The following is a 26,158-nucleotide window of genomic DNA, read 5'->3' on the forward strand; positions in this document are numbered from 1 at the left end:
GTGAAATAGACGCTCAGTCAGTACATTCACACGTTAAAAGAAGCTAAATGATTCATCTCATCAGCCTCCCTCTCATAATCCTCAAAATATTCTCCATTGACGACTTTTTGTAGAGGCTCATACCCACGACTCAAAGAGTTCAGCAATTCAATCGCCACAGGAATTGAATAGTGATTCAGCACATGTAATACACGTAAACATTGGGTAAACGATAAATCCCAATGCGCATAAAATTCATTTCTATAAATAGAGCGATTATTTTTAAATATATTGACTACTTCTGTAAATGCATCATAAACCTCTTGCCTCGGGTTTTCTTGCAATTCTTTAAGTAAATTAATCACTATATGCAGCATGACATTAATTGGCTGTTTTAGCTTTACCAAATATACCAAACCAGCAAAAGGAGTTTGTAGTGCTAAAGCATGTCTTGCCTCATCAAAAAGCCGTTTATCCGCATTATCTTTTAATAAATCAGACGTTAACATCAAAAACACAGGGTACACCGCAAGTAAGACTTTATGATTCACATTATGAATCATAGGCAATGGCTCTTGAGGTATTGCATTACCAAAGAAGGTTAAGGAATTGTCATCTACTAGCCTGTTATTTTGGGGAGAGATATTGGGTTTTACATTAAAATATAATACTCTTAGTTCATGTATTTGGCTTAACACCCCTGTTTTATTCGGTATGTTTGTCTCTACAGCGATACGGCTAACCCGTTCAAACCAATCAGATTCACCACGATAGCAACAATAGGATAACAAATCTCCTAAACAGGTAAATTTAGAATACATGTACTCATCCTTTTCATATCCTTCCTCTTCATTACATATATAACGCAGCTTTAAATAATTCATCGTTGCATCATATCCAGCTTGAATCATTTTATTTCGATTTTCATCATCAACCGTAAACGATGTAGTAGAAACATTATCCACATTAATCACAATGGATTGGGATGCATATTTACGCAATTTTAAACGATCCTGCTCCCAGCCACTTGCTGGATCATCCACACCGGTAAGTAGGCGATACCCCCAATTGATGAAAAAATGTTCCTTATAAACCCGCTCCATCATGCGATCAATCGCAGTTCGTTCCGTCCCATTATCAAATTGGACCGCTAAAACCTTTAAATTATTGCCATATTCAGACTCCAATAAAGTCGAATGATCGTCAAAGAACGCTTCTGTTGGAAAATTAGTTAAAATACCCCCATCATTATGCTCATCCCCATCTAATACCGTTGAACGAAAAACAATTGGAAAACTCGCAGAAATTTTCACAGCCTCACTCACCTCAAAATCTGATGAGTGCTGCAATGAAAAATAACGTGTTTTTCCTAGCCGTTTATTGGTTGCAGTAACCACAAGCTCTTGACCTAATCCGCAATCAGGCACGCGTTCTCTTATAGCTTCAAGCGTTGCAAAGGTAATTTTTCCTTGCGGGTAAGGAATGCCGCATTTAGAAACAATTTGGTTTAACCTATAGGTAATCACATAATCAAGGGCCGTTTTTAGCGAACGCGGATCAGACATGCCATTTATATCGATGTCAAAATGAACTAAATGCTCTTGTCTGAAGTTTTTGAAGAACTCTGTAATTTCATTCGCGGTATAACCTAAATAACAGAGTAAGGCCATAATCGCACCAGCAGAGCTCCCTGCAAATTTTGTAGGATGAATTTGCGCATCATTGAGTGCCTTCCAAAAACCTACATGCCCATAAATCTTCGCCCCACCGCCACAGTAAACAATATTATCAATATCGGGTCTTTTTTCTCTAACCATAATTTCCTGGGTTTTGCTGTAGTAGTCAATTTGTACTGTCTCATTTTGGTATAAAGAAATTAAATGATTCTCCTTAACTACGCTGCTTTTTATCTTGTTGCTCTCATCAGCACCAGGCACTATCCAATTCCACAGGCGTGCATACCAGGGCTGGTGGGCCAAATAGCGCTGCGTGCTTCGGTAATCATACATCTGTGCCAAACGCTCTTGCAGATTCGAGACATAGACAGAATGAGGATGTGGATTTTTGCAAATAGATTCAAATTCGAGGTGTTGAATATCTTTATGAACTAATTGATCAACAAGGTGTTCAGTAATAAAGATTCTCTTCGTATTCCCTAAGGGTTCTTTTTGGGAGTCATTTGGATCGCGATATTTGGTATCGGTACCAGGAACCAGAAACTGATCAAAACCGATTAAAATGCCATGTTTACCATGACACATTTCTACTCCAATTAATTGGTAGTTGAGGGAAATATTTAAGTCAGTTATTTTCCAGTATTCAGAATATCGTTTATTGATCCAACTTTTGATAACACCCCACCAGTTCAAAAAAGCTTCTGCCGTAAAACCACGATACTCATTAACTGTGGCGCCTCTAAAATGAGCTCGTGTTTTATCTTTCTGATGTGGCCCCAAAAGCCATTGCGTAAACTGCTTTCTTTTTTCTTCGCACAAACGAGTAAAATCGAACATCATATTTTCATTATCAAAGAGATAGGTTGCTAATGAAATTTTATTATCCGGAGGCAATCCATTAACTTGTAAACGGCCTAATTGAGCAGTGATAATAATTTTTTTTAATAAGTCCAGATTTTTTGGGTAGTTAGTGTCCGATTCTAGTAGTTGACTTATTACGTGTTGTGGTGTCATCGCTTAGCTCCCGAGTATGAAAGTCCTTTCCATAAACATCTGGATAATTTTTTTTTGCTTCGACTCCTGATAATTAATTATTTGTGAGACGTTTTATTCATAGCTCCCCTCCTGGGAACTAGCTTCTATCTCTCCTATACATTTTTAAACCCAGGCCTACTCGCTGTTTCCTACGTCCCGTGGCTTGTCCGCAGGTGTACGTAAGTAAGTGTTCACAGGTGCGCCATTTTTGAGTTAAATACAACAGCGGTCCCCATTGCGATCGCAACACCCGCAATGACGAAACATCCATACACGGTGAACATTTACATAGAAAATTCTGTATAAAATATAATTAACATGATTTTATGTAATACGTCAAACTTATTAATTCTTAGACCGACTTGATTCACTCAGAACACAAAGCTATATGCCTGATCAGTCGATAATTTTGGATGCAATAAAGAAAATGGCGGTATGAAACTAGAGTTGCTTTTTGCAAAGTCCATATCCCCTGCTTTATTTGTTTTATTAGAGTGGGCATTATAAAGATAATGGTTCACTTAATGGCCCTGAAAGGAAAAGATTTTAACTCTTAGGCTAATTCAATGCCCTATTTAATGCTTGCCAGAATAGCAGCAATCACTTGTTCAGGCTCATTGGCTTGGGTAATTGGACGACCAACAACCAAATAATCACTCCCCGTAGCTATTGCTTCCGCTGGTGTCATGATGCGTGTTTGATCGTTTTTAGCATCAGTTGCAAGTCTAATACCCGGCGTTACCGTAATGAAGTCTGCTCCGCAGACATTTTTAATTTCTTTTACTTCATGTGCAGAACTTACAACCCCATCTAAACCAGACTCTTTAGTTAAACGTGCTAAGTTCTTAACATGTTCCATTACAGGAATAGTAATACCTATTGAAGCCAGGTCTGTTTGACTAAAACTGGTTAACACAGTTACTGCAATTAATATGGGTCTGTTTACTCCATAAGACTCCAAAGCTTGCCTTGCGGAGTGCATCATGTTCATTCCACCAGAGGCATGGACGTTCATCATCCAAACCCCTAAATCCGCGCCCGCCTTACAGGCATTGGCTACGGTATTAGGAATATCATGAAATTTTAAATCCAAAAAAACGTTAAATTGCCGATCTACTAATTGTCGCACAAACTGAGTTCCAAACAGTGTGAACAACTCACTTCCAACTTTTAAGGAACACTGTTTAGGATCCAACTTATCAACTAAATTAAGAGCATCCTGCTCACGATTAAAATCCAGTGCAACAATTAGTGGGGATGACATTAGGCCATAACCTCTTCATCTTGAGGCACTAATGCTTTTTTAACTGCCTCAACCACTCTGACTTGCTCCGCTTCTTGCAAGTAAGGATGCATAGGTAAGCTAATCACACGGTGGCTTGCTTTCTCTGCATGAGGGAAATCCCCCTCCGAATAGCCTAAATAAGCCATTGCTGCTTGTAAATGCAAGGGTGAGGGGTAATGTACTGCAGTTGGAATTCCTGCTGCATGCATGGCTTGTTGGAACGCATCACGATCATCTACTTCAATGGTATATTGAGCGTAGACACTGGTATTATGGCTATGGATAAATGGTGTTCTTGCCAATGAAGAAAGCATCTGATCGTAGCGCTTAGCTACTTTTTGACGCATGATAATTTCATCTGGGAATAATTTCATTTTTTCAAGTAAAACAGCAGCTTGAATTGTATCCATACGCCCATTGATACCAATACGGCTATGGCAATAACGCGCATTTTGTCCGTGAATTCTAACTTCAATTAATTTCTGAGCTAGTTTGTCATCATTCGTAAAGCAAGCCCCAGAATCACCATATCCGCCTAAAGGCTTTGATGGGAAAAAGCTTGTACAGCCAATTGTTGATAAAGCACAAGAGCGCTTGCCTTTATAAGTAGCACCAAAGCTTTGTGCCGCATCTTCAATTACTGCAATGCCATATTTATCAGCAATCGCATTAATTGCATCATGATCAGCACACTGTCCATATAAGCCAACAGGCATAATTGCTTTAGTTTTGCTTGTAATCGCTGCTTCTAGCTTGTTGGGATCCAGGTTATACGTTAGTGGATCGATATCAACAAACACGGGTTTCGCATGGCAAAGGCTGATGACCTCAGACGTTGCAAAGAAGCTAAAGGGACTGGTAATAACTTCATCACCAGGTTGAATTTCTAATGCCATTAATGCCATTAATAAAGCATCCGTTCCACTTGAATTCACAATAGCATGCTTAACACCAACAAAATCCGCTAATTGTTCTTCCAATTGGGCGATTTCAGGTCCCATGATGTATTGACCATGGTTTAATACATTGCGTATGCCATTTAAAACTTCGTTCTCAATTAAAGAATACTGTGTTTTCAAATCGATAAATTGCATCTTAATCTCTTCATATAGTGTATAAACGTTAATCGTATCGCCTTGATAGGTTTATCCTTTACGTTATCAAAACGTTACCACTAATACCCTTCTAAGCCATGCACAGGCTTCATTCTTCCCCAGTTTTTACAACTAGGGCAATGCCAATGCAGATGTTTACCACCAAAACCACAATGGCTACATCGATACACTGGTTTGTTATCTAAAAACTTGCTTGTAATATCATAAAGCATTTGTAATTTGTCGCGCACTTTTCCATGAGCTGATTCAAGGTGCCAATTAATTAAATGGTTTAAACCTCGTATTGATGGATGTTTGCTCAAATTATCCGCCACGAAATCAATAGCGGCATCCATGTTCTTGTGTTGCCTTAAATAATCCGCAATTACAAAAATTACTGAAGCTCTTGGATGATGTTCCAATGTGTCCTCAAGGTAATTAATGCAATCTGCCATGGAATCTAATTCCATATGGCATCGAACTAATGGCTCAATAATCTCTGTTAAAAAATCTGCGTCTTGTTGCGGAACTCGTTTTAAAGAACGAATCGCATGTTTATAACGCCCTTCTTTCATTTCCAGGGCAGCATGCATCAAACTTGCACGCACTGACTCTGAATCAACATTCATTGCTTGTTTAATGCAATAGGCGGCACGATCAATCGCATTAGCCTTCAAGGCTTGATTCGCCATTTCACAATAATAATGTGCTGCCTGCGTATGAAAACTGGTACCTGTAGAAATTTCCAGTTTTTTAATAATATCTAATGCCTTTTCCCAGGCTTTTTCTTGTTGGTATATTGCCAATAAACCATGCAAACTACGCGTTTCTTTTGAGCCGCCTAATTCAACAACTTCTAAAAAAATCCGTTCGGCACGATCAAAGAGCCCTGCGCTCATATAATCTTGTCCTAATGCCATTAATGACTCTTTTCTTTGCTGAATACTAAGTTGCGGTCTGGCAATTAAATTTTGATGAATACGAATGGCTCGGTCAACTTCACCACGACGTCTAAATAAGCTTCCCAGTGCCAAATGGGTTTCTACTGTATCACTATCGACTTCTAATAATTTAATAAAAATATCTACAGCTTTATCTGATTGCTCATTTAATAAATAATTCAAACCAACTACATATTCACGAGACAAGCGATTATAAAGATTGGGATCTGGTTTCGATTTATTGCGGTTTGCTACCCACCAGCCTGACCATGCAGCAGCAGGCAACAGTAATGGCCACAAATCAATCATCTAATATTCCCCTCTCGCTTTTTTATTTAGTTCCATCATAATAAAATTAATGTTGATCTTGTAAAGGTATTGAACGAAGGTTCTTAATTTCCTTTTCTGTCAACTTTAATTGGTTTCTTATTCTAAGGCATTCAGCCTTTAAACGCCAATAACGTCCGATAAAGAGAATAAACCCTATCAAGATCCCGATTCCTAACATAATGGTTATTAGAACCGATATAGGCATAGATACTGTATTAAAATAAAAATTAACATCCACAGAAGCAGCATTTAACGCCGCAAAACTAACGCCAATAATAATAAGCAGTATATAAATAACCAGCATTACTATGCGCATAATTGTTCCTTTTTTGTTGGTTGAGCGGCCTGGCTCAACAATCACTTTCTGCAATAAGTACAACTTAACTTATTCGCACCGTAGCTTAGGGTAAATACCTCAACTTACGTTGCTGGACTTTTTTATATGTAAGCGTTTACGTAATAGCATCTGCATTATATGCTGATTAAACATCTGTGTTCACCTTAATGCAAGCTGAGCTTTACAGCCCAGACTACGCTATTACGTAAACACTTACATTAATTCTTTCGAATAAATAAAAAGCGTAGATAAAATCTACGCTTTTTAACTCATTGATTAAGAAGGAAACTATTCGCCTTCTTTGCTTGCCATTTTCTCTTTAAGCAAATCGCCTAAAGTAGTTGTAGAAGCACCTTCAGTTCTAGAGTACTTCTTAATAGCATCAGCTTCATCTTGAGCATCTTTCGCTTTCACAGAAAGAGAAATTGAACGGTTTTTGCGGTCAACGTTGATGATTTTCGCTTCGATTTCATCACCTTCTTTGACAACAGTCGTTGCATCGTCAACACGCTCATCAGACAATTCGCTAGCACGGATAGTACCAGTAATATCATCATTTAGCGAAACAGTAACAGTTTTTGCATCTACTGCAATCACTTTACCTTTAACGATCGCACCTTTAGTGAACTCATCAACAAAGCTTGTGAAGTTATCACCTTCTAATTGTTTCAAGCCTAAAGAAATACGCTCACGCTCAGGGTCAATTGCAAGAATAACAGCTTCTAATTCTTGACCTTTCTTAAACTGCTTCACCGCTTCTTCGCCAGCAACAGTCCAGGAAATATCAGATAAATGAACTAGACCATCAATCTCGCCATCTAAGCCGATGAAAATACCAAAGTCAGTAATCGAACGAATCTTACCAGTTACTTTTTGGCCTTTAGAGTGTGTAGAAGCAAATTGTTGCCATGGATTGCCAACACATTGTTTCATACCTAAAGAAATACGACGACGTTCTTCATCAATTTCAAGAACCATTACATCAACTACATCGCCCATAGACACAACTTTGCTTGGGTGAACGTTTTTGTTAGTCCAATCCATTTCAGACATGTGAACTAAGCCTTCAACGCCTTCCTCGATTTCAACGAAGCAACCGTAATCAGTAATGTTAGTAACTTTACCTTGTAATTTCTTGTGTAAAGGATAACGCTCAACCAGGTCAACCCAAGGATCGTTTCCTAATTGTTTCATACCTAAAGAAACACGGTTTCTTTCGCTGTCAAAGCTTAATACTTTAACTTTAACGTCTTGACCAACTGACAATACTTCACTCGGATGCTTCACACGCTTCCAAGAAATATCAGTGATATGGAGTAAGCCATCTATGCCGCCCAAGTCAATGAATGCACCGTAGTCAGTAAGGTTCTTAACGATACCATGAAGCTCTTGGCCATCATGTAATGATTCAAGCAAGGCTTGTCTGTCAGCACTGCTTTCCTCTTCAACAACTGCGCGTCGAGAAACAACGATATTGTTGCGCTTTAAGTCCATCTTGATTACTTTGAACTCTAGCTCTTTGCCTTCTAAGTAAGAAGGATCTCTTACAGGTCTGACGTCTACTAATGAGCCAGGTAAGAATGCGCGGATTGTACCGATCTCAACAGTGAAACCACCTTTAACTTTACCAGAAATAAGACCAGTAACAGTTTCATTGTTTTCATGTGATTTAGATAGTTTGCGCCATGCTTCTTGACGTTTTGCTTTTTCTCTTGAAAGGAGCGTCTCGCCGTAGCCATCTTCAACTGAATCCAATGCTACTTCGACAGTATCGCCTAGGCTAACTTCCAGTGCTCCGTCTTTGTCGTAAAACTCTTCTACGGCAACAATACCTTCGGACTTAAGTCCAGCATTTAAAATGACATAATCATCATCAATACCAATAACTTTAGCAGTGATAATGGCACCAGGATAAAATTGAGCACCAGCAATACTTTGCTCAAACAATTCTTTGAAACTTTCAGACATGTTAATAAACTCTTTAGTAAAAAAATGAAAGCATGAGTTCCACTCAGCTCCCCCCCTGAAACAAAGCCCGTTCTCACTCCTGCCATCTTAATGGATAGCAAAACGAAAACAAACTTACTTAAACATTATTCAAACGTTCCTTTATTAATTTTAATACAGTATTGAACGCTTGTACAATGGTCAACCTTGTTGTGTCAATTTTCACCGCATCATCTGCAGGCCTTAATGGTGCGTGAGTACGTGCTGTATCCCTTGTATCACGTTTAACCAATTCTTCGACAACCTGCGCGAGGCTAACATTATTTCCTTTTTCTTTCAACTGTAAATAACGTCTATTTGCTCTTTCTTGCTCATCTGCATACAAAAAGACCTTTAAAACAGCATCAGGAAACACTATCGTGCCCATATCACGTCCATCAGTAACTAAGCCTGGGAACTGCGCAAAATTACGTTGCCGCTCTAGTAACGCCAATCGAACCTCTGGAATTGCCGCAATTTTTGAAGCATCTTGTCCGCATTGCTCGCTGCGAATGGACGTACTCACATCTTCGTTATTTAAAATAACTAAAGAAGCATTATCCTCAGAGGACTCAAAACGTAAATCTAAGGCACGTGCAAGTTCTGCAATTTGATTGATGTCCTGAAAATCAATATTATTTTTTCTAATAGCATAAGCCAAAACTCGGTAAATCGCACCACTATCGAGCATATTCCATTGTAAATGCTTGGCAAGCAAATGGCATAACGTCCCCTTACCAGTCCCACTTGGACCATCAAGAGTAATTACGGGAATTTTTTTATCGTACATGTTCAGCTACTTCCTCTACTTGAAGTTGAAGTTCTTTTGCTGTAGCAACAAACAATGGAAATGATGTTGCCACATTGGCACAATTTTCCACCGTTACTGATGCTGAGGCGACTGCTCCTGCAATTACAAAAGACATCGCGATACGATGATCACCTAAACTATCCACTGTCCCGCCTTGTAGTTTACCTCCTTCAATCAAAGCACCATCCTCTAAGGCTTGGGCTTTAATTCCTAACTTGTTTAATCCATCAACCATCGCAGCAATGCGATCGCTTTCCTTGAAGCGTAGTTCTTTTGCGCCATGCAGTGTAGTTTGACCTTCAGCACATGCTGCAGCAATAAAAATAATAGGAAACTCATCGATTGCAAGCGGAACAAGTTCTGGAGAAATATTAATTCCCTGCAATGGTGCATACTGCACACGAATGTCAGCAACTCGTTCTTTTCCCTGCAGGCGCTGATTTAACAGAGTGATATTGGCGCCCATTTCTAAGAGTATGTGTAAAATTCCTGTGCGTGTGGCATTAATACCTACGTTATGGATGAGTAGATCAGAACCAGGAATAATCGTCGCTGCAACAATAAAGAAGGCCGCAGAAGAGATATCACCAGGAACAAAGAGCTCTGTAGCCATGCATTCGCTTTTAGAATCAACGGTAATCGAATTTCCTTTACGAGATATAGGATAAGAAAAACTTTCTAACATGACCTCAGTGTGATTACGACTGATACCCGTTTCAGTAACCGTAGTCTCACCTTCTGCATACAGACCAGCTAATAAAACACAAGATTTCACTTGAGCGCTCGCTTCAGGCATAACGTAATTGATGCCCTTTAGCTTTTTACCGCCATTAATCTTAATCGGGGGTTTACCATCAGCAGTAGATATATCAGCTCCCATCTGCATTAAAGGATTACTAACGCGCAGCATGGGGCGTTTCATCAGGCTTTCATCGCCGATTAATTCACTGTCAAAATCCTGAGCAGCTAATAAACCTGCCAATAAACGCATGCTTGTCCCCGAATTTCCACAGTCGATCACTTGATTGGGTTTCTTTAACCCGTGCTTACCTACACCATAAATAATAACTTGTTGTTCATCAGGGCCGTCAATCTGCACGCCCATAGCTCGAAAAGCATTTAAGGTAGCCATACAGTCTTCGCCATCAAGGAACCCATTAATGACAGTAGTTCCTTTAGCAAGAGCACCAAAGATAATAGAACGATGAGAAATTGACTTATCCCCAGGAACATGGATTTCACCAGTTATCAAATGCGATGGCTTACTAAGCAAATTAATTCTTTTCACGAGCAATTTTTCCTTGCAAATTCAGACATAAACTCAATTAAGGCATCAACACCCGACATCGGCATCGCATTATAAAGACTAGCACGAATTCCACCTACAAAACGGTGTCCTTTTAAAGCACTTAAACCATGCCGCTGTGCCTGATGTATAAATTGTTCCTCAAGCTCAGGGTTCTTTAATGAGAAACAGACATTCATGATTGAGCGTGCTTCTTTATCTACATAAGTAGTATAAAAATCATTTGCATCTAAATACTGATATAATTTAGCTGCTTTTTTACAATTTACTTCATACAGAGCATCAATGCCGCCTCGGGCTTTAACCCAATCAAACATTTTAGCCGCCAAATAACAATTAAAAACGGGGGGGGTTGAATACAGTGAATGCTGTTCTGTTTGAAATTTATAATCAAACATCGTTGGAACGGTTGGATTGGGAACCTTTGCTAATAAATCATCGCGAACAATCACTAGTGTTAAGCCTGCATTAGCAATATTTTTTTGGGCTCCAGCAAAAATCAAACCATAATCGCGAATATTTATAGGTTCACTCAGCAAACAGGAAGTCATATCGGCAATTAGAGTAAGCCCTTTAACCTTTGGAACAAAAGGAAAACGAACTCCATTAACCGTTTCATTTGGAGTGTAATACAAATAACTGGTATTTTCTTTTAATTCCCAATGTGCCACATTGGGAATAGATTTGTAGCCATTTGCCTCATCACTTGCCACGGAATAAGCTTTTTTTAATCGTTGGGCTTCAAGTAATGCGATATGAGACCAAATTCCCGTGTCCAAATAACCGGCTTGCTCATCGGGATGCAAAAAATTCATGGGAATCATGGCAAACTGCATACGCGCAGCGCCACCTAAGAATAAAACCTGATAATTTTTGGGTATACCTAAGAGGTATCTTAGCGTTTGTTCGGCATGTTCTAAAAGAGACATAAACTCAGGGGTTCTATGGCCAATTTCTAAAATCGACATCCCCGTGTTATTCCAATCAAGGAGTTCTTCCTGGGCCTCTTTTAACAGAGACTCAGGAAGCATTGCAGGACCTGCACCGAAATTATAAGTCCTGGTTGTCATCTTGAGCATCATTGTTTTCGATTTCTAATGAACCATCCTCATCCAGATTGTCCTCTAGATCGCCAGAACCATCACCTAAATCTTCAATTTTTTGCATACCTACGACTAACTCTCCAGAGCTAACGTTGATTAAGCGAACTCCTTGGGTATTTCGACCAATGATTGACAACTCATTAACTCGGAAACGAACCAAAGTTCCTTTATCAGTAATCAACATGGCTTCGTCATTATCATTCACTTGAACAGAACGAACAACCTTACCATTACGCTCCGTCACTTGAATGGAGATAACCCCCTGACCACCACGACCAGAAACACGATACTCTTCAATTGCAGTGCGTTTTCCATAACCATTTTCAGTCGCAGTTAAGATGGTTCCATTAGGATGAGCAACAATCAAAGAAATTACTGCTTGATCCTCTTCAATACGAATACCACGCACCCCTCGAGCAGTACGACCTGTAGGTCTTACTTTAGACTCATCAAAGCGGATTACTTTACCGGTATCAGTGAATAACATGATGTCCTTAGTGCCATCAGTAATATCAACACCAACTAAACGATCATTTTCTTCTAAATCAATCGCGATGATTCCATTAGAACGTGGTCTGCTAAAGGCATCAAGTGGAACCTTTTTCACCGTACCATTACGAGTAGCCATAAAGACATAAAATCCTTCCTGATAGACTCGAACAGGCAACATGGCATTAATTTCCTCGCCCTCAGCCAATGGAAGAATGTTAATAATCGGTCTACCTCGTGAAATTCGGCTAGCTAAAGGCAGTTGATACGCTTTCAACCAATACAACTTACCATGGTTTGAGAAGCACAATAAAGTATCATGAGTGCTTGCAATGACTAAGCGTGAAACGAAGTCTTCATCTTTCACATTCGTTGCTGACTTACCTTTTCCACCTCGGCGTTGTGCTTGATAAGCACTTATAGGCTGATATTTCACATAACCTTGATGCGACAAGGTAACTACAACATCTTCCTCAGTGATTAAATCTTCGATTGTTAAATCTTCTTGGGAAGCGGTAATTTCTGTACGACGCTCATCACCAAATTGGACTTTAATATCAATTAATTCATCACGAATCACTTGCATCAATCGTTCTGGTGAAGCAAGGATATCAAGTAACTCTTTGATTACTTTTAATAACTCTTCAAACTCACCAAGAATTTTGTCTTGTTCTAAAGCAGTCAAACGATGTAAACGCAACTCAAGAATTGCTTGTGCCTGAGCCTCAGATAATTTATATCCTGTAGCGCTTAAGCCATATTCAGCACCTAAATCATCAGGTCTTGATGCATCAGAACCTGCACGCTCTAGCATTGTTTTAACCATACCAGGCTGCCATTCCCTTGCTAATAAGGAAATTTTTGCTTCCTGTGGTGTTGGCGATTGTTTAATCAGCGCAATCATCTCATCTATATTTGCTAAGGCAATACCTAAACCTTCTAATAAATGGGCACGAGTTCTCGCCTTTTTCAAATCAAATAAGGTTCTGCGAGTAACAACTTCACGACGGTGTCTGATGAAGTACTCTAGAATTTCTTTTAAATTCAAGGTGCGTGGCTGGCCATCAACCAAAGCAACCATGTTAATACCAAATACGTTTTGCATTTGGGTATGAGCATATAAGTTGTTTAGAATCACATCAGCAACTTCATTACGCTTCAGTTCAATAACGACCCGCATACCTTGCTTATCTGACTCATCCCGAAGTCCAGAGATTCCTTCGATTTTCTTATCACGTACTAACTCAGCAATACGTTCAACCAAACGCGCTTTGTTTACCTGGTAAGGTAACTCATGAATAATAATTGCCTGACGGTTAGTGTCTTCATCCGTTTCGATTTCAGTGCGCGCACGAATAATTACGCGTCCTTTACCCGTACGATAACCTTGGATAATCCCAGCTCTACCGTTAATAATCGCTGCAGTAGGAAAATCTGGGCCAGGAATAATTTCCATGATTTCATCCAGGCTTAATTCAGGATTATCAACCAGAGCGATACAGGCATTAATAACTTCTGTTAAGTTATGAGGAGGAATATTCGTTGCCATCCCTACAGCAATACCTGAGGAACCATTGACTAATAAATTAGGTACACGTGAAGGTAAAACTACGGGAGCAAACTCGGTCTCATCATAGTTAGGGCTAAAATCAACAGTCTCTTTTTCTAAATCAGCAAGTAACGCGTGTGCTACCTTTGACATTCTTACTTCGGTATAACGCATTGCTGCTGGGGCATCACCATCAACCGATCCAAAGTTACCTTGACCATCGACCAAAAGATAACGCATTGAGAATGGCTGAGCCATACGTACAATCGTATCGTAAACTGCGGTATCGCCATGTGGGTGGTATTTACCAATAACGTCCCCTACTACACGAGCAGATTTCTTATAGGGTTTGTTCCAATCGTTCCCCAATTCACTCATTGCAAAAAGCACACGTCGGTGAACTGGTTTTAATCCATCACGCACATCAGGCAAGGCCCGACCTACGATAACGCTCATCGCATAATCCAAGTAGGATTGCTTTAATTCGTCTTCAATATTAACTGGCAAGACTTCTTTAGCTAGATAAACCATGGTATGGATGTATCCTTATGATAAATTCTGCGGTAAAGGATAACATACCACTGAATGTAATTGAATCAAGCACTGAAAAAATGTAATCCGAACCAGAAATAAGGAGTACTTAGTCAATAAATAATTCCTTTTTCCTTGTCATTATTTATAAAACTCTACCATAATAACGGATTAGGGCAGGTTTAAATTGACTGTATGTGTTAATTTTGTATATAGTGCCGCGCACAATTAAAAAAAATTACGATGCTTAGAAACAGGAGAAGCAATGACTAATAAAACAGCAAAACTTAGCATTGAAGGCCACGAGACATTAGAATTACCAATTTATACACCTACTATGGGTAATGATGTTATCGATATTACTCAATTAGGGTCAAGCGGTGTCTTTACCTTCGATCAGGGTTTTCTTTCTACAGCATCTTGTGAATCTAAAATCACTTATATCGATGGTGATAATGGTATTTTGCTGTACAGAGGATATCCAATTGAACAATTGGCAGAAAAGAAAGATTTCCTTGATGTATGCTACCTCTTGTTGAATGGTGAATTACCCGATACTACAGAGAAAAAAGACTTTGTAGGTTTGATTAATAACCACACCATGGTACATCAACAAATGTATCAATTCTTAAATGGTTTCCGACGTGATGCGCATCCAATGGCTATTATGGTAGGAATGGTTGGTGCCTTATCTGCGTTTTACCATGACACCATGGACTTAAATAATGCCCATGACCGTTTTATTTCAGCTATTCGCCTTGTTGCCAAGATGCCTACATTAGCAGCCATGAGTTATAAATACTCTACTGGTTTGCCTTATATGTACCCAAAAAACAAAATGTCCTACGCAGAAAACTTCTTACATATGATGTTTGGTGTTCCTTCTGAAGACATTACTCCAGACCCTGTTTTAGTTAAAGCACTGGATACTATTTTCATATTGCATGCGGATCATGAACAAAACGCATCGACTTCAACCGTTCGTTTAGCAGGTTCAACTGGCGCGAATCCTTTTGCATGTATTTCTGCGGGTATTGGTGCTCTATGGGGTCCCGCACATGGTGGTGCAAACGAAGCATGTTTGAATATGCTTAAAGAAATTGGTGATGTAAGCCGTATTGATCACTTTATTAAGCGTGCTAAAGATAAAAACGATTCATTCCGCTTAATGGGCTTTGGCCATCGCGTATACAAGAGCTATGATCCAAGAGCTAAAGTAATGCGTCAAACCTGTTATGATGTTTTAGAAGCCGTTGGTGCCAAAGACGAGCCTTTATTCAAGCTAGCAATGGAATTAGAGCGTATAGCCCTCGAAGATGAATACTTCATTGAGAAGAAACTTTATCCAAACGTTGACTTCTATTCAGGCTTAACATTAAGTGCTATTGGTATTCCAACAAATATGTTTACCGTAATCTTTGCTTTGGCAAGAACTGTAGGCTGGATGAGCCACTGGATGGAAATGGTTGCCACCAAATCAAGAATTGGTAGACCACGTCAGCTTTATACTGGTGAAAAAACTCGCGACCTTCCTTAGAGATTACAGCATGCAGCATAGGCTGGGCTTCAGCCCAGCCTATATACCTCTTTATCCCTTTGTATTGCCATTAGACCCAGATTATTTAATGCTTGCTTCCAGCCTTGATAATCAGCCTCTACGATTTCTCGTGTTCGCTCCGGATAAAAACACTGCTCAATAGCCCAAATAGCATGTACTTCATCGAGCGAATTAAATACCCCAGAACCTAGTGCAGCCAATAAGGCAGCTCCTTTCGCCGTAGTTTCTATATCTTTAGGCTTTTGTACCTGCAATTGACATTGATCGGCTAAAAACTGTAAAAACCAGCTATTTTCAGCCATTCCTCCATCAACGCATAATAAAGACAAATCTAGATGACTGTCTTCGCGCATACAAGTAAGGACATCTCGCGTTTGATAACAGACACCCTCTAATGCAGCTCGTGCAAAATGAGCTCGCGTACTGGAAAGAGATAAACCATACATTGCCGCACCGGGCTCTGATAGCCAATGAGGTGCGCCTAAGCCTGTAAAGGAAGAAACTAAATAAACCCCATCATTGCCCTCTAAGGAGCGAGCTAAGGCTTCTGTTTCATTGGAATTACTAATAATCTTCATCCCATCACGTAACCACTTCACCGTAGTCCCCGCGTGATAAAGGCTTCCTTCCAAACCAAAAATGGTCTCGCCCTTAACTTTATATGCGATGGTAGTTAATAATTTATGTTGCGACACTACAGGCTTAGGTCCTGTGTTTAGTAGTAAGAAACCACCCGTACCATAAGTTGCTTTGACCATGCCTGAAGTAAAACAGCCTTGCCCTACTAAGGCGGCTTGTTGATCTCCAGCAACACCAGTAATTGGTAACTCAATGCCCAGCCATTGTCTATCAATGATTCCAAAATGGCTATCACTGGCATAAACCTCAGGAAGCACTGATTCAGGAATTGAAAATAGTGCTAATAAATCCTTATCCCATTGCTCGGTTTTAATATTAAAAAGCATGGTTCTTGAGGCATTCGTAACATCAGTTAAATGCCGATGATCTTTCGTTAAACGCCAAATAAGGAAGCTATCTATGGTTCCAAATGCCAACTCACCTTTTTCAGCAAGCTGTCTGGCTTGCGAGTTATTTTTTAATAACCAATGAAGCTTACTCGCTGAAAAATAAGGATCAGGAAGCAAACCTGTTTTTTCCTGAATCATCGATGCTTCAGATGAAAATGCCTGGCAATATTCTGCGGTTCTTCGATCTTGCCAAACAATAGCAGGGGCGAGGCAAGCACCAGTATTTTTATCCCAGATAACCGTTGTTTCTCGTTGATTAGTAATACCACAGGCAAGAATAGCATCAGGAGGTACTTGTGCAACCACATCACGCAATGCAGTCAATGTTTTACGCCATATTTCCTCAGGATCATGTTCTACCCACCCTGTCTCAGGATAATACTGCGTTAATGAATACTGGCTGCCAGTGATTAAATCACCGTTTAAATTATAAATCATTGCACGTGTACTGCTGGTTCCTTGATCAATAGCAAGTAAATAGTTCATCGTCTTGGCATTCCTTGTTTTTTATTACTAGGTTATAGTTAATAAGTGTAATCTTTTTTTATGGAGACCAAAACATGGATCAAGTTTTTGATGTTGCAATTATTGGTGGCGGCATCAATGGCTGCGGTTGTGCTGCTGATGCAGCCTTAAGAGGCCTGTCTGTTGTTGTCATAGAACAAGATGATTTAGCTTCCAAAACCTCCTCCAATAGTACCAAGCTTGTCCATGGAGGCTTAAGATATTTGGAAAATTACGAGTTTGCTTTAGTGAGAAAAGCATTGACTGAACGGCAGCGCCTTTTTGATTTAGCCCCACACTTGGTGCATGCCCAGCCTCTGGTTTTACCCTATGAAAAACACATGCGCCCCTCCTGGTTTTTACGTTTAGGCTTGTTTTTGTATGATCATCTAAGTAGTAAAAATCGCTTGCCTAAATGCAAGAGCGTCAACAGAAAAAAACAGACCCAGTATTTTTCCCCTTTAAAGGAAGGGCTGGAGCGAGGCTTTTTATTTTATGACGGCGCGGCTGATGATGCCCGCCTGACCATTGCAAATGCGCTTCAAGCCAAACTGCATGGGGCAAGCATTCATACACGTTCCACAGTCGTCAAAACCCACGTTATTAATAATTTATGGCATGTGACCATACAACCACAATCAGGACCAGCTTACACCATCCAGGCAAAAACATTAATCAATGCCGCAGGCCCATGGGTGAAATCAGTTGAACAACTCACTCATATTCCCGATCAGCAACAAATTAGCTTAGTTAAAGGTAGCCATATCCTAGTACCTAAATTATATGAGGGTGAGCATGCTTATTTTTTACAGCATGAAGACAAACGCGTTATTTTTGTCATCCCCTATCATGGCTACAGCATGATAGGCACTACAGATGTACCACTCAATGAGCCACTGGATCAAATTCATATCAGTGACGAAGAAATTAATTATTTAATTAAATTAGTAAATACACATTTCAAAACTAAAATATCTGCAAATGATATAATCTATACTTGGAGTGGTGTTCGCGCTTTATTAGCTAATAATGGTAAAGAAGCTCGGGCCTTAAGTCGGGATTATAATTATGAATTTCAAGTTAAACCAGCCCCTATAATTACTATTTACGGGGGAAAAATAACCACTTATAGACAATTAGCAGAAGAGGCAATCAATAAATTCAGTGCTGTATTTCCTAATCTCAAACCATCCATCACTGCAAATGCCCCATTACCCGGGGCAACTTTTGGAACCATGGATTTTACCCAGTATATTCAATATGCCCAAAGGAAATATTCATGGATGGATAAGGAATTACTGTATCGCTACTTATATACCTATGGCAGCCACATGGAAAAATTTCTCTCCTTGAGCACGAGTGAAAAATCTTTAGGGAAGAATTATGGTTCAGGTTTGTATCAGGCTGAAGTAGATTATCTAATATTAGAGGAGTGGGCTCGTAGTAGTGAAGACGTCCTGAAACGCCGCACTAAGCTTGATTTAAAAATGAATGCAGCCAGAAAAAAAGAACTGGCTGCTTACATTGAAAGTACTATTGCTTATCATCCTCTTCAAACTGAGCCTTTATTGCACTAACATCTGCAGCAGCAGCCTGCTCAACCAACTCATGTAAGGTTGATGCGGGCATACTCCCCGCATTAGAGTAAATAACAATACCTTCTTTAAACACCATCAAATGCGGAATCGAGCGGATTTCAAAAAAATCAGCCAATTCTTGCTCTGCTTCAATATTCACTTTAACAAATTTAATATGCGGATATTGACCCGAAACTTGCTCATAAATCGTAGCAAACTGCTTGCAGGGAGCACACCAATCAGCCCAAAAATCAACAAATACAATTTTGTTTTCATTAACTAATGCTTCAAAATCGGCACTCACTACATTTTCGCAGGGCATACGTCTTCCTTAACTTCAATAGAGTTGATAATTTTGTGAAATACATCATCTACATTACCACTACCAGAAACGCTATGGAAAGCCGGTGCATGGTGGTCACCACTTTCTGTCCAGGTTTTATAATAATTAATTAATGGCGCTGTTTGTTTTCTGTATACGTCTAAACGTTTTTTTACAGTTTCTTCTTTATCATCTTCACGCTGGATTAAAGGTTCGCCAGTGACATCATCCAAACCTTCTTGTTTTGGAGGTTGATTAACGACATGGTAAACACGGCCGGATGGTTGATGAATACGGCGCCCACTGATTCGTCGGATGATTTCATTATCATCTACAGCAATTTCAATAACATGATCCAAATGAACCCCTGCTTGCTTCAACGCATCAGCTTGCACTAAAGTTCTCGGAAAACCATCAAATAGGAAGCCATTTTTGCAATCAGCTTGCTTTAAACGCTCTTTGACTAAACCAATGATAATGTCATCAGAAACAAGACCACCTGCTTCCATAACTTTTTTAGCACTTAATCCTAATGGGGTACCTTGCGCAATAGCTGCACGCAACATATCACCAGTTGAGATTTGTGGGATTTTATAGCGTTCAATTATTCGTAAAGCCTGGGTTCCTTTTCCGGCCCCTGGACCACCCAAAAGCATTAATCGCATCAAAAAACTCCTTAGGACATATCTCAGTTCGATTCATCTGAGTATACATCATTTTTTATACGTTTATACCCAAGACTATTTGAAATATTGGGTCTCTTTTAAATTCTGCTTCAAAAATAAAACAAAATTTACCATAAAATTAAAACCAGGAATGCCTCTCTAAGCTTCCTCGGCAAGAATTCAGCTGCATTGCATAAAGTTGCGAGCGAGCTTTAACTTTACGCGCTACGGGCATCAGCCAAGCTTTTCTCAAATAGGATTTGCGCATATAACCACCTACCCCCTCATGGTAAGCCAGATAAAGATTATAGGCATCCCTGCGGCTAACCCCAGCCCGTCGATTAGCCTGATTAGCGTACCAACCAATAAAATCAACCCCATCAGAAAAATTATGGCGGGAAGATAATAATCCACCATTATTTTGTTTATATTCGTTCCAAGTTCCATGCAACGCTTGGGCATAACCTGTAGCGGTTGTAGGTCTTTTCCAAGGAATAAATCCAAGTAACTTTCTACGTGGTGGCTTTGCATGTGCATCAAATTTTGACTCTTGATGAATAATAGCCATTTGTACTGGAACTGGAACCTTCCAACGATACTCAACATCTTTAGCATGAGAATACCACGTTGGGTATTCTCTAAATATGTTACAGACATTGTTCAAATCTGAAGGAGGTCGACTAACGCATGCTGTAAGCACGGTAACAAATAAAGGCAACAATATAAGGTTTAACTTCTTAAATTGAAACAAAGATTCCATAAGCGATCAAATAAGAAAAAGGAAAATTTTAACAAATTTAAATCGGACAATCTATGTAAATATAAATTAAATCTGTTGTCTCCTTTAGCTTGCATGATATTATTTGCTTTTGTAACTCACTTAAATAATAAGCACCCTCCATGAGTATTCTGGTATTTGATATTGAAACCATTCCTGACATTGAATCTGGCCGTAAGTTATATGATTTACATGGATTATCTGATGAAGACACCGCCCAAGCGATGTTTGCCTTAAGACGAGCCAAAGTCGGTCATGATTTTCTTCCCCACTATTTGCAACGAATATGCGCTATTTCTTTAGTTTTGAGCCAAGGCCCCAACATTAAAGTTTGGTCATTAGGTGATGAGCAATCTGATGAAAAGGAATTAATTACTCGTTTCTTTGCAGGAATTGATAAGCACACACCGACTTTAGTTAGCTGGAATGGTAGTGGATTTGATTTACCGGTATTGCACTATCGTGCATTACTTCATAGCATTCCTGCACCTACCTATTGGGAGTCTGGAGAAAATAATCAAGCCTTCCGCTGGAATAATTATCTAAGCCGCTTTCATTACCGTCACATGGACCTTATGGACCTTATTGCTGGTTATCAAAATAAAGCCTTTGCTCCTTTAGATGAGCTATCCAGTATGTTAGGTTTTCCCGGGAAAATGGGCATGAGCGGCTCCAAGGTATGGGAGCAGTATTTTGCTGGAAATATAAAAAGTATTCGTGATTATTGTGAAACTGATGTGTTAAATACTTTTTGTGTGTTTCAACGCTTTGAATTAATTCGTGGAGTAATTACTCAGGACGAATACCTCCGCTCGATTGAGCGCTTAAAGTCGTATTTAAGCACTGAGAGTGAGAAGCGGCACTTACAAGAGTTTTTGGAGAATATGGCTTAAATTTGTATCCCAAACGCAGTGAGGAAATCATTGGCCTGTGATGCATTAATGATGGCATTATTTAAACGAAAGTTCCTCAAGAATGTCATAGTGCATTCTGATAGAGGAAGTCAGTATTGCTCCAAAAAATACCAAACCATTCTCAAAGATTATCGTTTAATTGGCAGCATGAGTCGAAAAGGTAACTGTTGGGACAACGCTATTTCTGAAAGCTTTTTTCACACTCTAAAAGTTGAGTTAGTTCATGAATGTATCTATACAACTCGTGAACAGGCAAGGCTTAGCCTATTTCAATACCTGGAGGTTTATTATAATAAAAATAGAATGCATTCTGCTATTGACTACTGCACACCATTTGAGTTCGAATTGGTGGCGTAGTGTTCAGAGGGCGGTGTCCGATAAAATGCGGTAAGATTACAATGTGCATAACGCTAATTTAAAAAACATCAAAGACTTAGATCAGAAATAAAAAAAGTACAAAAATAAGGCTTATCTTATGTCTGAACCATTAATTCCGATAACTAAAAAACAGGCTATTCTGTTTGCTTGTTTTCTCGTCCTCTATGAGTTCTTAACGTATATCGCTAATGACATGATTATGCCCGGAATGATCAGTGTGACGCATGCATTTAACGCACCTGAATCTGCCGTTGCGACCTCGCTTACTATTTATATTCTTGGTGGCGCTAGCTTACAAATATTTTTAGGTCCCATATCAGATGCCTATGGGCGTCGTCCAATGATGTTGCTTGGGGCCTGCTTATTTTTTATTTTTACCTTATTTATTGCCTCCTCTAACTCAATGAGCCAATTTATGACCGCCCGTTTCTTTGAGGGTATGGGGCTTTGTTTTATAGGTGTTATTGGCTATGCAACCATTCAGGAAATTTTTGAGGAAATGGATGCCATTCGCCTTATTTCTATTATGGCTAACGCCACGATTCTTGCGCCGCTATTAGGGCCACTTTTAGGTGCGGTAGTCATTCATTATACGTCCTGGCGATATATCTTTATTTCCATTGCTCTATTTGCTTTGGTTGCCCTATGGGGATTATGGCGTTACATGCCCGAACCTATTGGTCAAAAAAAGAAAAATAGTGAACTGATTCCTAAAACCAAATTTTCGTTTAAGAATGTTTTTGCAAATTACAAAGCATTGCTTACCAATAAAGTATTTGTCATGGGAACCTTAGCCATCGGTACTGTAGGTATTCCCTGCCTTTCCTGGATTGCTTTAGCCCCCGTTATTTTAACGCTTGAGGGAAAACTGACTGTAATTCAATATGGGCTTTGGCAGCTACCCGTTTTTGGTGCCACAATATTAGGCAACTGGTTTTTACACAAGCTAACCTATAAATTTGAAATTAAAAAAATCATTTTTTTAGGTTGTGTGATGATGGCCGTTGGTGCAGTATTAATGTCTGCTCTGCCTTATCTGTATGGAAATAACTACCATTATCTGATGCCGGGTATCATTGTTTATTTCTTTGCTTTAAGTGTGATTAACGCACCGCTAAACAGATTCTGCCTCTATGTTACCTCAGTAAGCAAAGGTACCGCCTCAGCCTTAGTAAGCCTAAGTGTTATGGTTATTGGCGCACTTGGAACCGAAACGGCAAATATTATCTACAAAGGCCATAATAACCTGCACTTCGCGCTGTATTGCAACCTGATGCAACTTGTATTCTTTACCTTTGCTGGTTTGGCATTTTCGATGCACAAACCAGTGGAACATGAAAAGGTACTAGAGAAGGCCGAAGCCTGCTAAAAGTTGCTGGTTGCTTGCAACCAAGCTACGCTTGACAATGGCTTATTTCCGCCTTTCAGGATGAGATTCTTTCAATAAGAAGGTTGCGATTAATAAACTCCCTAAGAAGCATAAAGGCATAACTAATAGTGCAGTTTGGTAACCTGCGATGCTGTATACATGCACTCCATTCACAAGATGTCCAGAGCCAGTATGTTGCAAGATATACCCTACTAAAGGCTGGAATATTGCACCGCCGATTAATACCGACAGATTATTAAAACCAGAGGCAGTTCCTACATATTCCGCAGTATTATTTTCTTTAACAACCGCAAAACTTACTGTTTGACCACCAGCACCTAAGCCTAAAACAAATAAAACAAAAGGTGCCCAACCATAGGTAAGCCCAGGAAAATAAAGAAGAATTAAAGTAGCCACTAATCCTAAAACGGCGCTGCTAATTAGCGCAATGCGTCGGCTCTGAATCTTGTCGCTAAGCCATCCTAACAGAGGGCTACCAACGCCAATCCCAATCCAAATCATACTGCATAAAGCAGAGGCTGAAACCACGCTAATTTGGAATTTTTCTTGAAGAAAAGGAATCCCCCATAATGCTGCGAATACAGCGATTGGCGTCCAAATTGCAAATGCATAACTACCGATAATCCATGTATGTGCATGCTTGCACACTGCAACTAATCGTTTCCACTCATCGCGAAGATAATGTCCAGGAATCTTCTGATTTTGTTGATTCGGATAATCACGAATATACAACCAGAAAAATGCTGCAAGAACAAAACCAACAAAGGCTAATATAAAACTTGCATTACGCCAACCAACACCCTGAATTAAATAAGCTAAAGGCACTTCGCCAAACATAGCTCCAACTGAACTCATTAGCTGAGCAATACCGGCCAAAATAGCGAAATAATGAGGAGGGAACCAACGTGATAACAATACGAGAACACCAATAAAAGAAAATGCAGAACCAATTCCAATAAGGAAACGTCCAATACACGCTGTAAATACGCTATCTGTTGAAGCAAAAAAAGCCGAGCCTAAAGCACATAAGAGAATAGCAACCGTCATTAGCTTTCTTGGTCCATAACGATCGTATAAAACCCCAGCAGGTAATTGGGTAGGCGCATAGGCATAAAAATAAAAGGCGGAGATAAACCCAAATCCTTCCCCGGTAACACCAAAAGTTTTCATCATGGACTCCGCCATGACACTTGGCGCAACTTGCAAAATAAATTCGTATAGATAAAAGGATGCCGCTAAGAAAAATATAAAGTAAGCTGTTGTTAAACTACCCGTTTCTTTTTGCTGTGTGTTCTCAGTGTAATATGCGCTCAATTTCAAGTCACTCCGTTGTGAATCACTCATTTAAGCCTATAGCGATTTACTTTGTCAATATGCTTTTGTTAGATTTAGCCGGTTTACATTGATAAACCAAAAGGACTCTGATCGTAGCACATATTAGCGCAGCATAATATGTGCTACATCCCTAACTTCGTGGGTAGATTGCACCTAAAATTGCTGGCTTTTTGGAACCGGTGATGAGGCCAAGATCTACTGGTTGCTGATTCACTGTTTGTGCAGCCAACCAAGCAAACAACATAGCCTCTAAATAATCGGGACTTATTCCTACCTCAGCCACACTTTTTACTGCAATTTGCGGTAAAAAATCTTGAATCAGCTCCTTCAGTGCTAGATTGTGGGTTCCACCTCCGCACAGAAATAACTCTTTTACCTCTCTGTGCATCTCCCTCATTGCATCAGCAATAGGATGTGCCGTAAATGCCAATAGAGTTTTCTGAACATCCACTGCTTTATAAGCTTGCTTTAAATGCGACTCTAACCAAGATAATGAAAAATACTCTTTACCTATGCTTTTGGGAGCCACTAATTGAATAAAAGAATCGGCTAATAATGCGTCTAACAAGGGTTGAATGACCGTTCCCTGTTGCGCCCACGCACCATTCGCATCGAAGGACTTACCTTGATGTTTGGCAATCCAGGCGTCCATTAAACAATTTCCAGGGCCGACATCCCAACCACGCGTTGGGTGTTCCGCATTAATAAAAGTAATATTAGAAATTCCACCAATATTAACTAAAGCAACATTGGGGAATTGCTTGCTGAACAGCTCTTGATGGTATAAAGGTGCAAAAGGAGCTCCCTGCCCTCCATTCACTAGATCTCGTGTACGAAAATCAGCAATTACGGTGATACCCGTTAACGAAGAAAGGGTATGTCCGCAACCTAATTGCAAGGTATAAGGAATACTACTTTCTGTATTATGGCATACGGTTTGCCCATGGCTTCCTATCGCACAAATATCCTCAGCACTCAATGCCGCCTCGTGCAAAACTTCATTAGCAGCCTGTGCGAAATCGCGGCCGATTAAGCTATTCAATTGGCATATCGAAGCCAAACTCAAATCAGAACCATCGAGTAGCTTCGTTAGCCTATGCATTACCTCATCACTGTATTTTTTAGTAATGCCGCAAATTAATTTATTAGAGGGAATATCAACAATCGCAGCATCAATACCATCCATGCTGGTTCCCGACATTAATCCTATAAATAAGGTCATTGATTTCTCACTAAATAAATTGGCCCCATGACTAC

At 39.7% G+C, this 26,158-nt stretch carries 21 protein-coding genes; 5 read left to right on the forward strand and 16 right to left on the reverse strand.

The features are described from left to right. Positions 1-26: 26 nt before the first annotated feature. From vpdC to gyrA, 10 genes are all read right to left on the reverse strand, one after another. The gene (vpdC, locus tag ACQY7T_RS11960) at positions 27-2,669 is read right to left on the reverse strand and encodes a Dot/Icm T4SS effector VpdC (RefSeq protein ID WP_428413722.1); all 2,643 of its coding nucleotides are present in this window, start codon (positions 2,667-2,669) and stop codon (positions 27-29) included. 592 nt (positions 2,670-3,261) lie between these two features. Continuing rightward, complete coding sequence (pyrF, locus tag ACQY7T_RS11965; RefSeq protein ID WP_428413723.1) at positions 3,262-3,954, reverse strand: orotidine-5'-phosphate decarboxylase; 693 nt, start codon at positions 3,952-3,954, stop codon at positions 3,262-3,264. Continuing rightward, entirely contained in the window at positions 3,954-5,069 is a 1,116-nt protein-coding gene (locus ACQY7T_RS11970) for a DegT/DnrJ/EryC1/StrS family aminotransferase (protein WP_428413725.1), read from the reverse strand. The genes pyrF and ACQY7T_RS11970 overlap by 1 nt, the downstream gene beginning before the upstream one ends. Before the next feature lie 80 nt (positions 5,070-5,149). Continuing rightward, a complete protein-coding gene (gene lapB / locus ACQY7T_RS11975; RefSeq protein ID WP_428413727.1) occupies positions 5,150-6,319 on the reverse strand; it encodes a lipopolysaccharide assembly protein LapB in 1,170 nt (389 codons plus the stop codon). Between the two features lie 46 nt (positions 6,320-6,365). After that, entirely contained in the window at positions 6,366-6,656 is a 291-nt protein-coding gene (locus ACQY7T_RS11980; protein ID WP_058535274.1) for a lipopolysaccharide assembly protein LapA domain-containing protein, read from the reverse strand. 309 nt (positions 6,657-6,965) lie between these two features. Beyond that, positions 6,966-8,645 (reverse strand): 30S ribosomal protein S1, encoded by a 1,680-nt coding sequence (rpsA, locus tag ACQY7T_RS11985; RefSeq protein ID WP_428413729.1) that lies wholly within the window; start codon positions 8,643-8,645, stop codon positions 6,966-6,968. 118 nt (positions 8,646-8,763) lie between these two features. Beyond that, positions 8,764-9,453 carry a (d)CMP kinase gene (gene cmk, locus ACQY7T_RS11990; RefSeq protein WP_428413731.1) on the reverse strand — a complete coding sequence of 230 codons (690 nt, stop codon included), beginning with the start codon at positions 9,451-9,453 and terminating at the stop codon, positions 8,764-8,766. Then, positions 9,443-10,753, reverse strand: a complete 1,311-nt coding sequence (aroA, locus tag ACQY7T_RS11995) for a 3-phosphoshikimate 1-carboxyvinyltransferase (RefSeq protein ID WP_428413773.1) — start codon at positions 10,751-10,753, stop codon at positions 9,443-9,445. The genes cmk and aroA overlap by 11 nt, the downstream gene beginning before the upstream one ends. A 5-nt stretch (positions 10,754-10,758) precedes the next feature. Further along, positions 10,759-11,850 (reverse strand): 3-phosphoserine/phosphohydroxythreonine transaminase, encoded by a 1,092-nt coding sequence (gene serC / locus ACQY7T_RS12000; protein WP_428413733.1) that lies wholly within the window; start codon positions 11,848-11,850, stop codon positions 10,759-10,761. Then, positions 11,831-14,452 carry a DNA gyrase subunit A gene (gene gyrA, locus ACQY7T_RS12005; protein ID WP_428413735.1) on the reverse strand — a complete coding sequence of 874 codons (2,622 nt, stop codon included), beginning with the start codon at positions 14,450-14,452 and terminating at the stop codon, positions 11,831-11,833. Before gyrA ends, serC begins: the two co-directional genes overlap by 20 nt. Before the next feature lie 265 nt (positions 14,453-14,717). Here gyrA and gltA point away from each other — a divergent pair, with 265 nt between their 5' ends. Further along, complete coding sequence (gene gltA / locus ACQY7T_RS12010) at positions 14,718-15,989, forward strand: citrate synthase (RefSeq protein ID WP_428413737.1); 1,272 nt, start codon at positions 14,718-14,720, stop codon at positions 15,987-15,989. 29 nt (positions 15,990-16,018) lie between these two features. Here gltA and glpK read toward each other — a convergent pair whose 3' ends face one another. Next, the gene (glpK, locus tag ACQY7T_RS12015) at positions 16,019-17,524 is read right to left on the reverse strand and encodes a glycerol kinase GlpK (protein ID WP_428413739.1); all 1,506 of its coding nucleotides are present in this window, start codon (positions 17,522-17,524) and stop codon (positions 16,019-16,021) included. Between the two features lie 74 nt (positions 17,525-17,598). Here glpK and glpD point away from each other — a divergent pair, with 74 nt between their 5' ends. Then, positions 17,599-19,119, forward strand: a complete 1,521-nt coding sequence (gene glpD / locus ACQY7T_RS12020; RefSeq protein WP_428413741.1) for a glycerol-3-phosphate dehydrogenase — start codon at positions 17,599-17,601, stop codon at positions 19,117-19,119. Here glpD and ACQY7T_RS12025 read toward each other — a convergent pair. The 3 genes from ACQY7T_RS12025 to ACQY7T_RS12035 all read right to left on the reverse strand — a co-directional run bounded on the left by ACQY7T_RS12025 (position 19,076) and on the right by ACQY7T_RS12035 (position 20,866). Next, entirely contained in the window at positions 19,076-19,441 is a 366-nt protein-coding gene (locus tag ACQY7T_RS12025; RefSeq protein ID WP_428413743.1) for a thioredoxin family protein, read from the reverse strand. The two genes, glpD and ACQY7T_RS12025, sit on opposite strands and share 44 nt — an antisense overlap. Next, a complete protein-coding gene (adk, locus tag ACQY7T_RS12030) occupies positions 19,423-20,106 on the reverse strand; it encodes an adenylate kinase (RefSeq protein WP_428413744.1) in 684 nt (227 codons plus the stop codon). Before adk ends, ACQY7T_RS12025 begins: the two co-directional genes overlap by 19 nt. A 139-nt stretch (positions 20,107-20,245) precedes the next feature. Then, positions 20,246-20,866, reverse strand: coding sequence for a transglycosylase SLT domain-containing protein (locus tag ACQY7T_RS12035; protein ID WP_428413746.1), 621 nt, complete (start codon positions 20,864-20,866; stop codon positions 20,246-20,248). A 140-nt stretch (positions 20,867-21,006) separates the two neighbouring features. Between ACQY7T_RS12035 and ACQY7T_RS12040 the strand changes: the two genes are divergently transcribed. The 3 genes from ACQY7T_RS12040 (at position 21,007) to ACQY7T_RS12050 (ending at position 23,545) form a co-directional block, all read left to right on the forward strand. Next, a complete protein-coding gene (locus ACQY7T_RS12040; RefSeq protein WP_428413747.1) occupies positions 21,007-21,777 on the forward strand; it encodes a 3'-5' exonuclease in 771 nt (256 codons plus the stop codon). A gap of 6 nt (positions 21,778-21,783) precedes the next feature. After that, positions 21,784-22,155: an IS3 family transposase gene (locus tag ACQY7T_RS12045; RefSeq protein WP_428413774.1), complete on the forward strand. Its 372-nt coding sequence runs from the start codon at positions 21,784-21,786 to the stop codon at positions 22,153-22,155. 118 nt (positions 22,156-22,273) lie between these two features. Beyond that, a complete protein-coding gene (locus ACQY7T_RS12050; protein WP_428413748.1) occupies positions 22,274-23,545 on the forward strand; it encodes an MFS transporter in 1,272 nt (423 codons plus the stop codon). Positions 23,546-23,587: 42 nt separating this feature from the next. Here ACQY7T_RS12050 and ACQY7T_RS12055 read toward each other — a convergent pair whose 3' ends face one another. Both ACQY7T_RS12055 and ACQY7T_RS12060 read right to left on the reverse strand, forming a co-directional pair. After that, positions 23,588-24,880 (reverse strand): MFS transporter, encoded by a 1,293-nt coding sequence (locus tag ACQY7T_RS12055; RefSeq protein ID WP_428413749.1) that lies wholly within the window; start codon positions 24,878-24,880, stop codon positions 23,588-23,590. A gap of 151 nt (positions 24,881-25,031) precedes the next feature. Beyond that, positions 25,032-26,123: an anhydro-N-acetylmuramic acid kinase gene (locus ACQY7T_RS12060; RefSeq protein WP_428413750.1), complete on the reverse strand. Its 1,092-nt coding sequence runs from the start codon at positions 26,121-26,123 to the stop codon at positions 25,032-25,034. Positions 26,124-26,158: the final 35 nt, after the last annotated feature.

The organism is Legionella sp., from assembly GCF_965140895.1.
GTDB lineage: Bacteria > Pseudomonadota > Gammaproteobacteria > Legionellales > Legionellaceae > Legionella.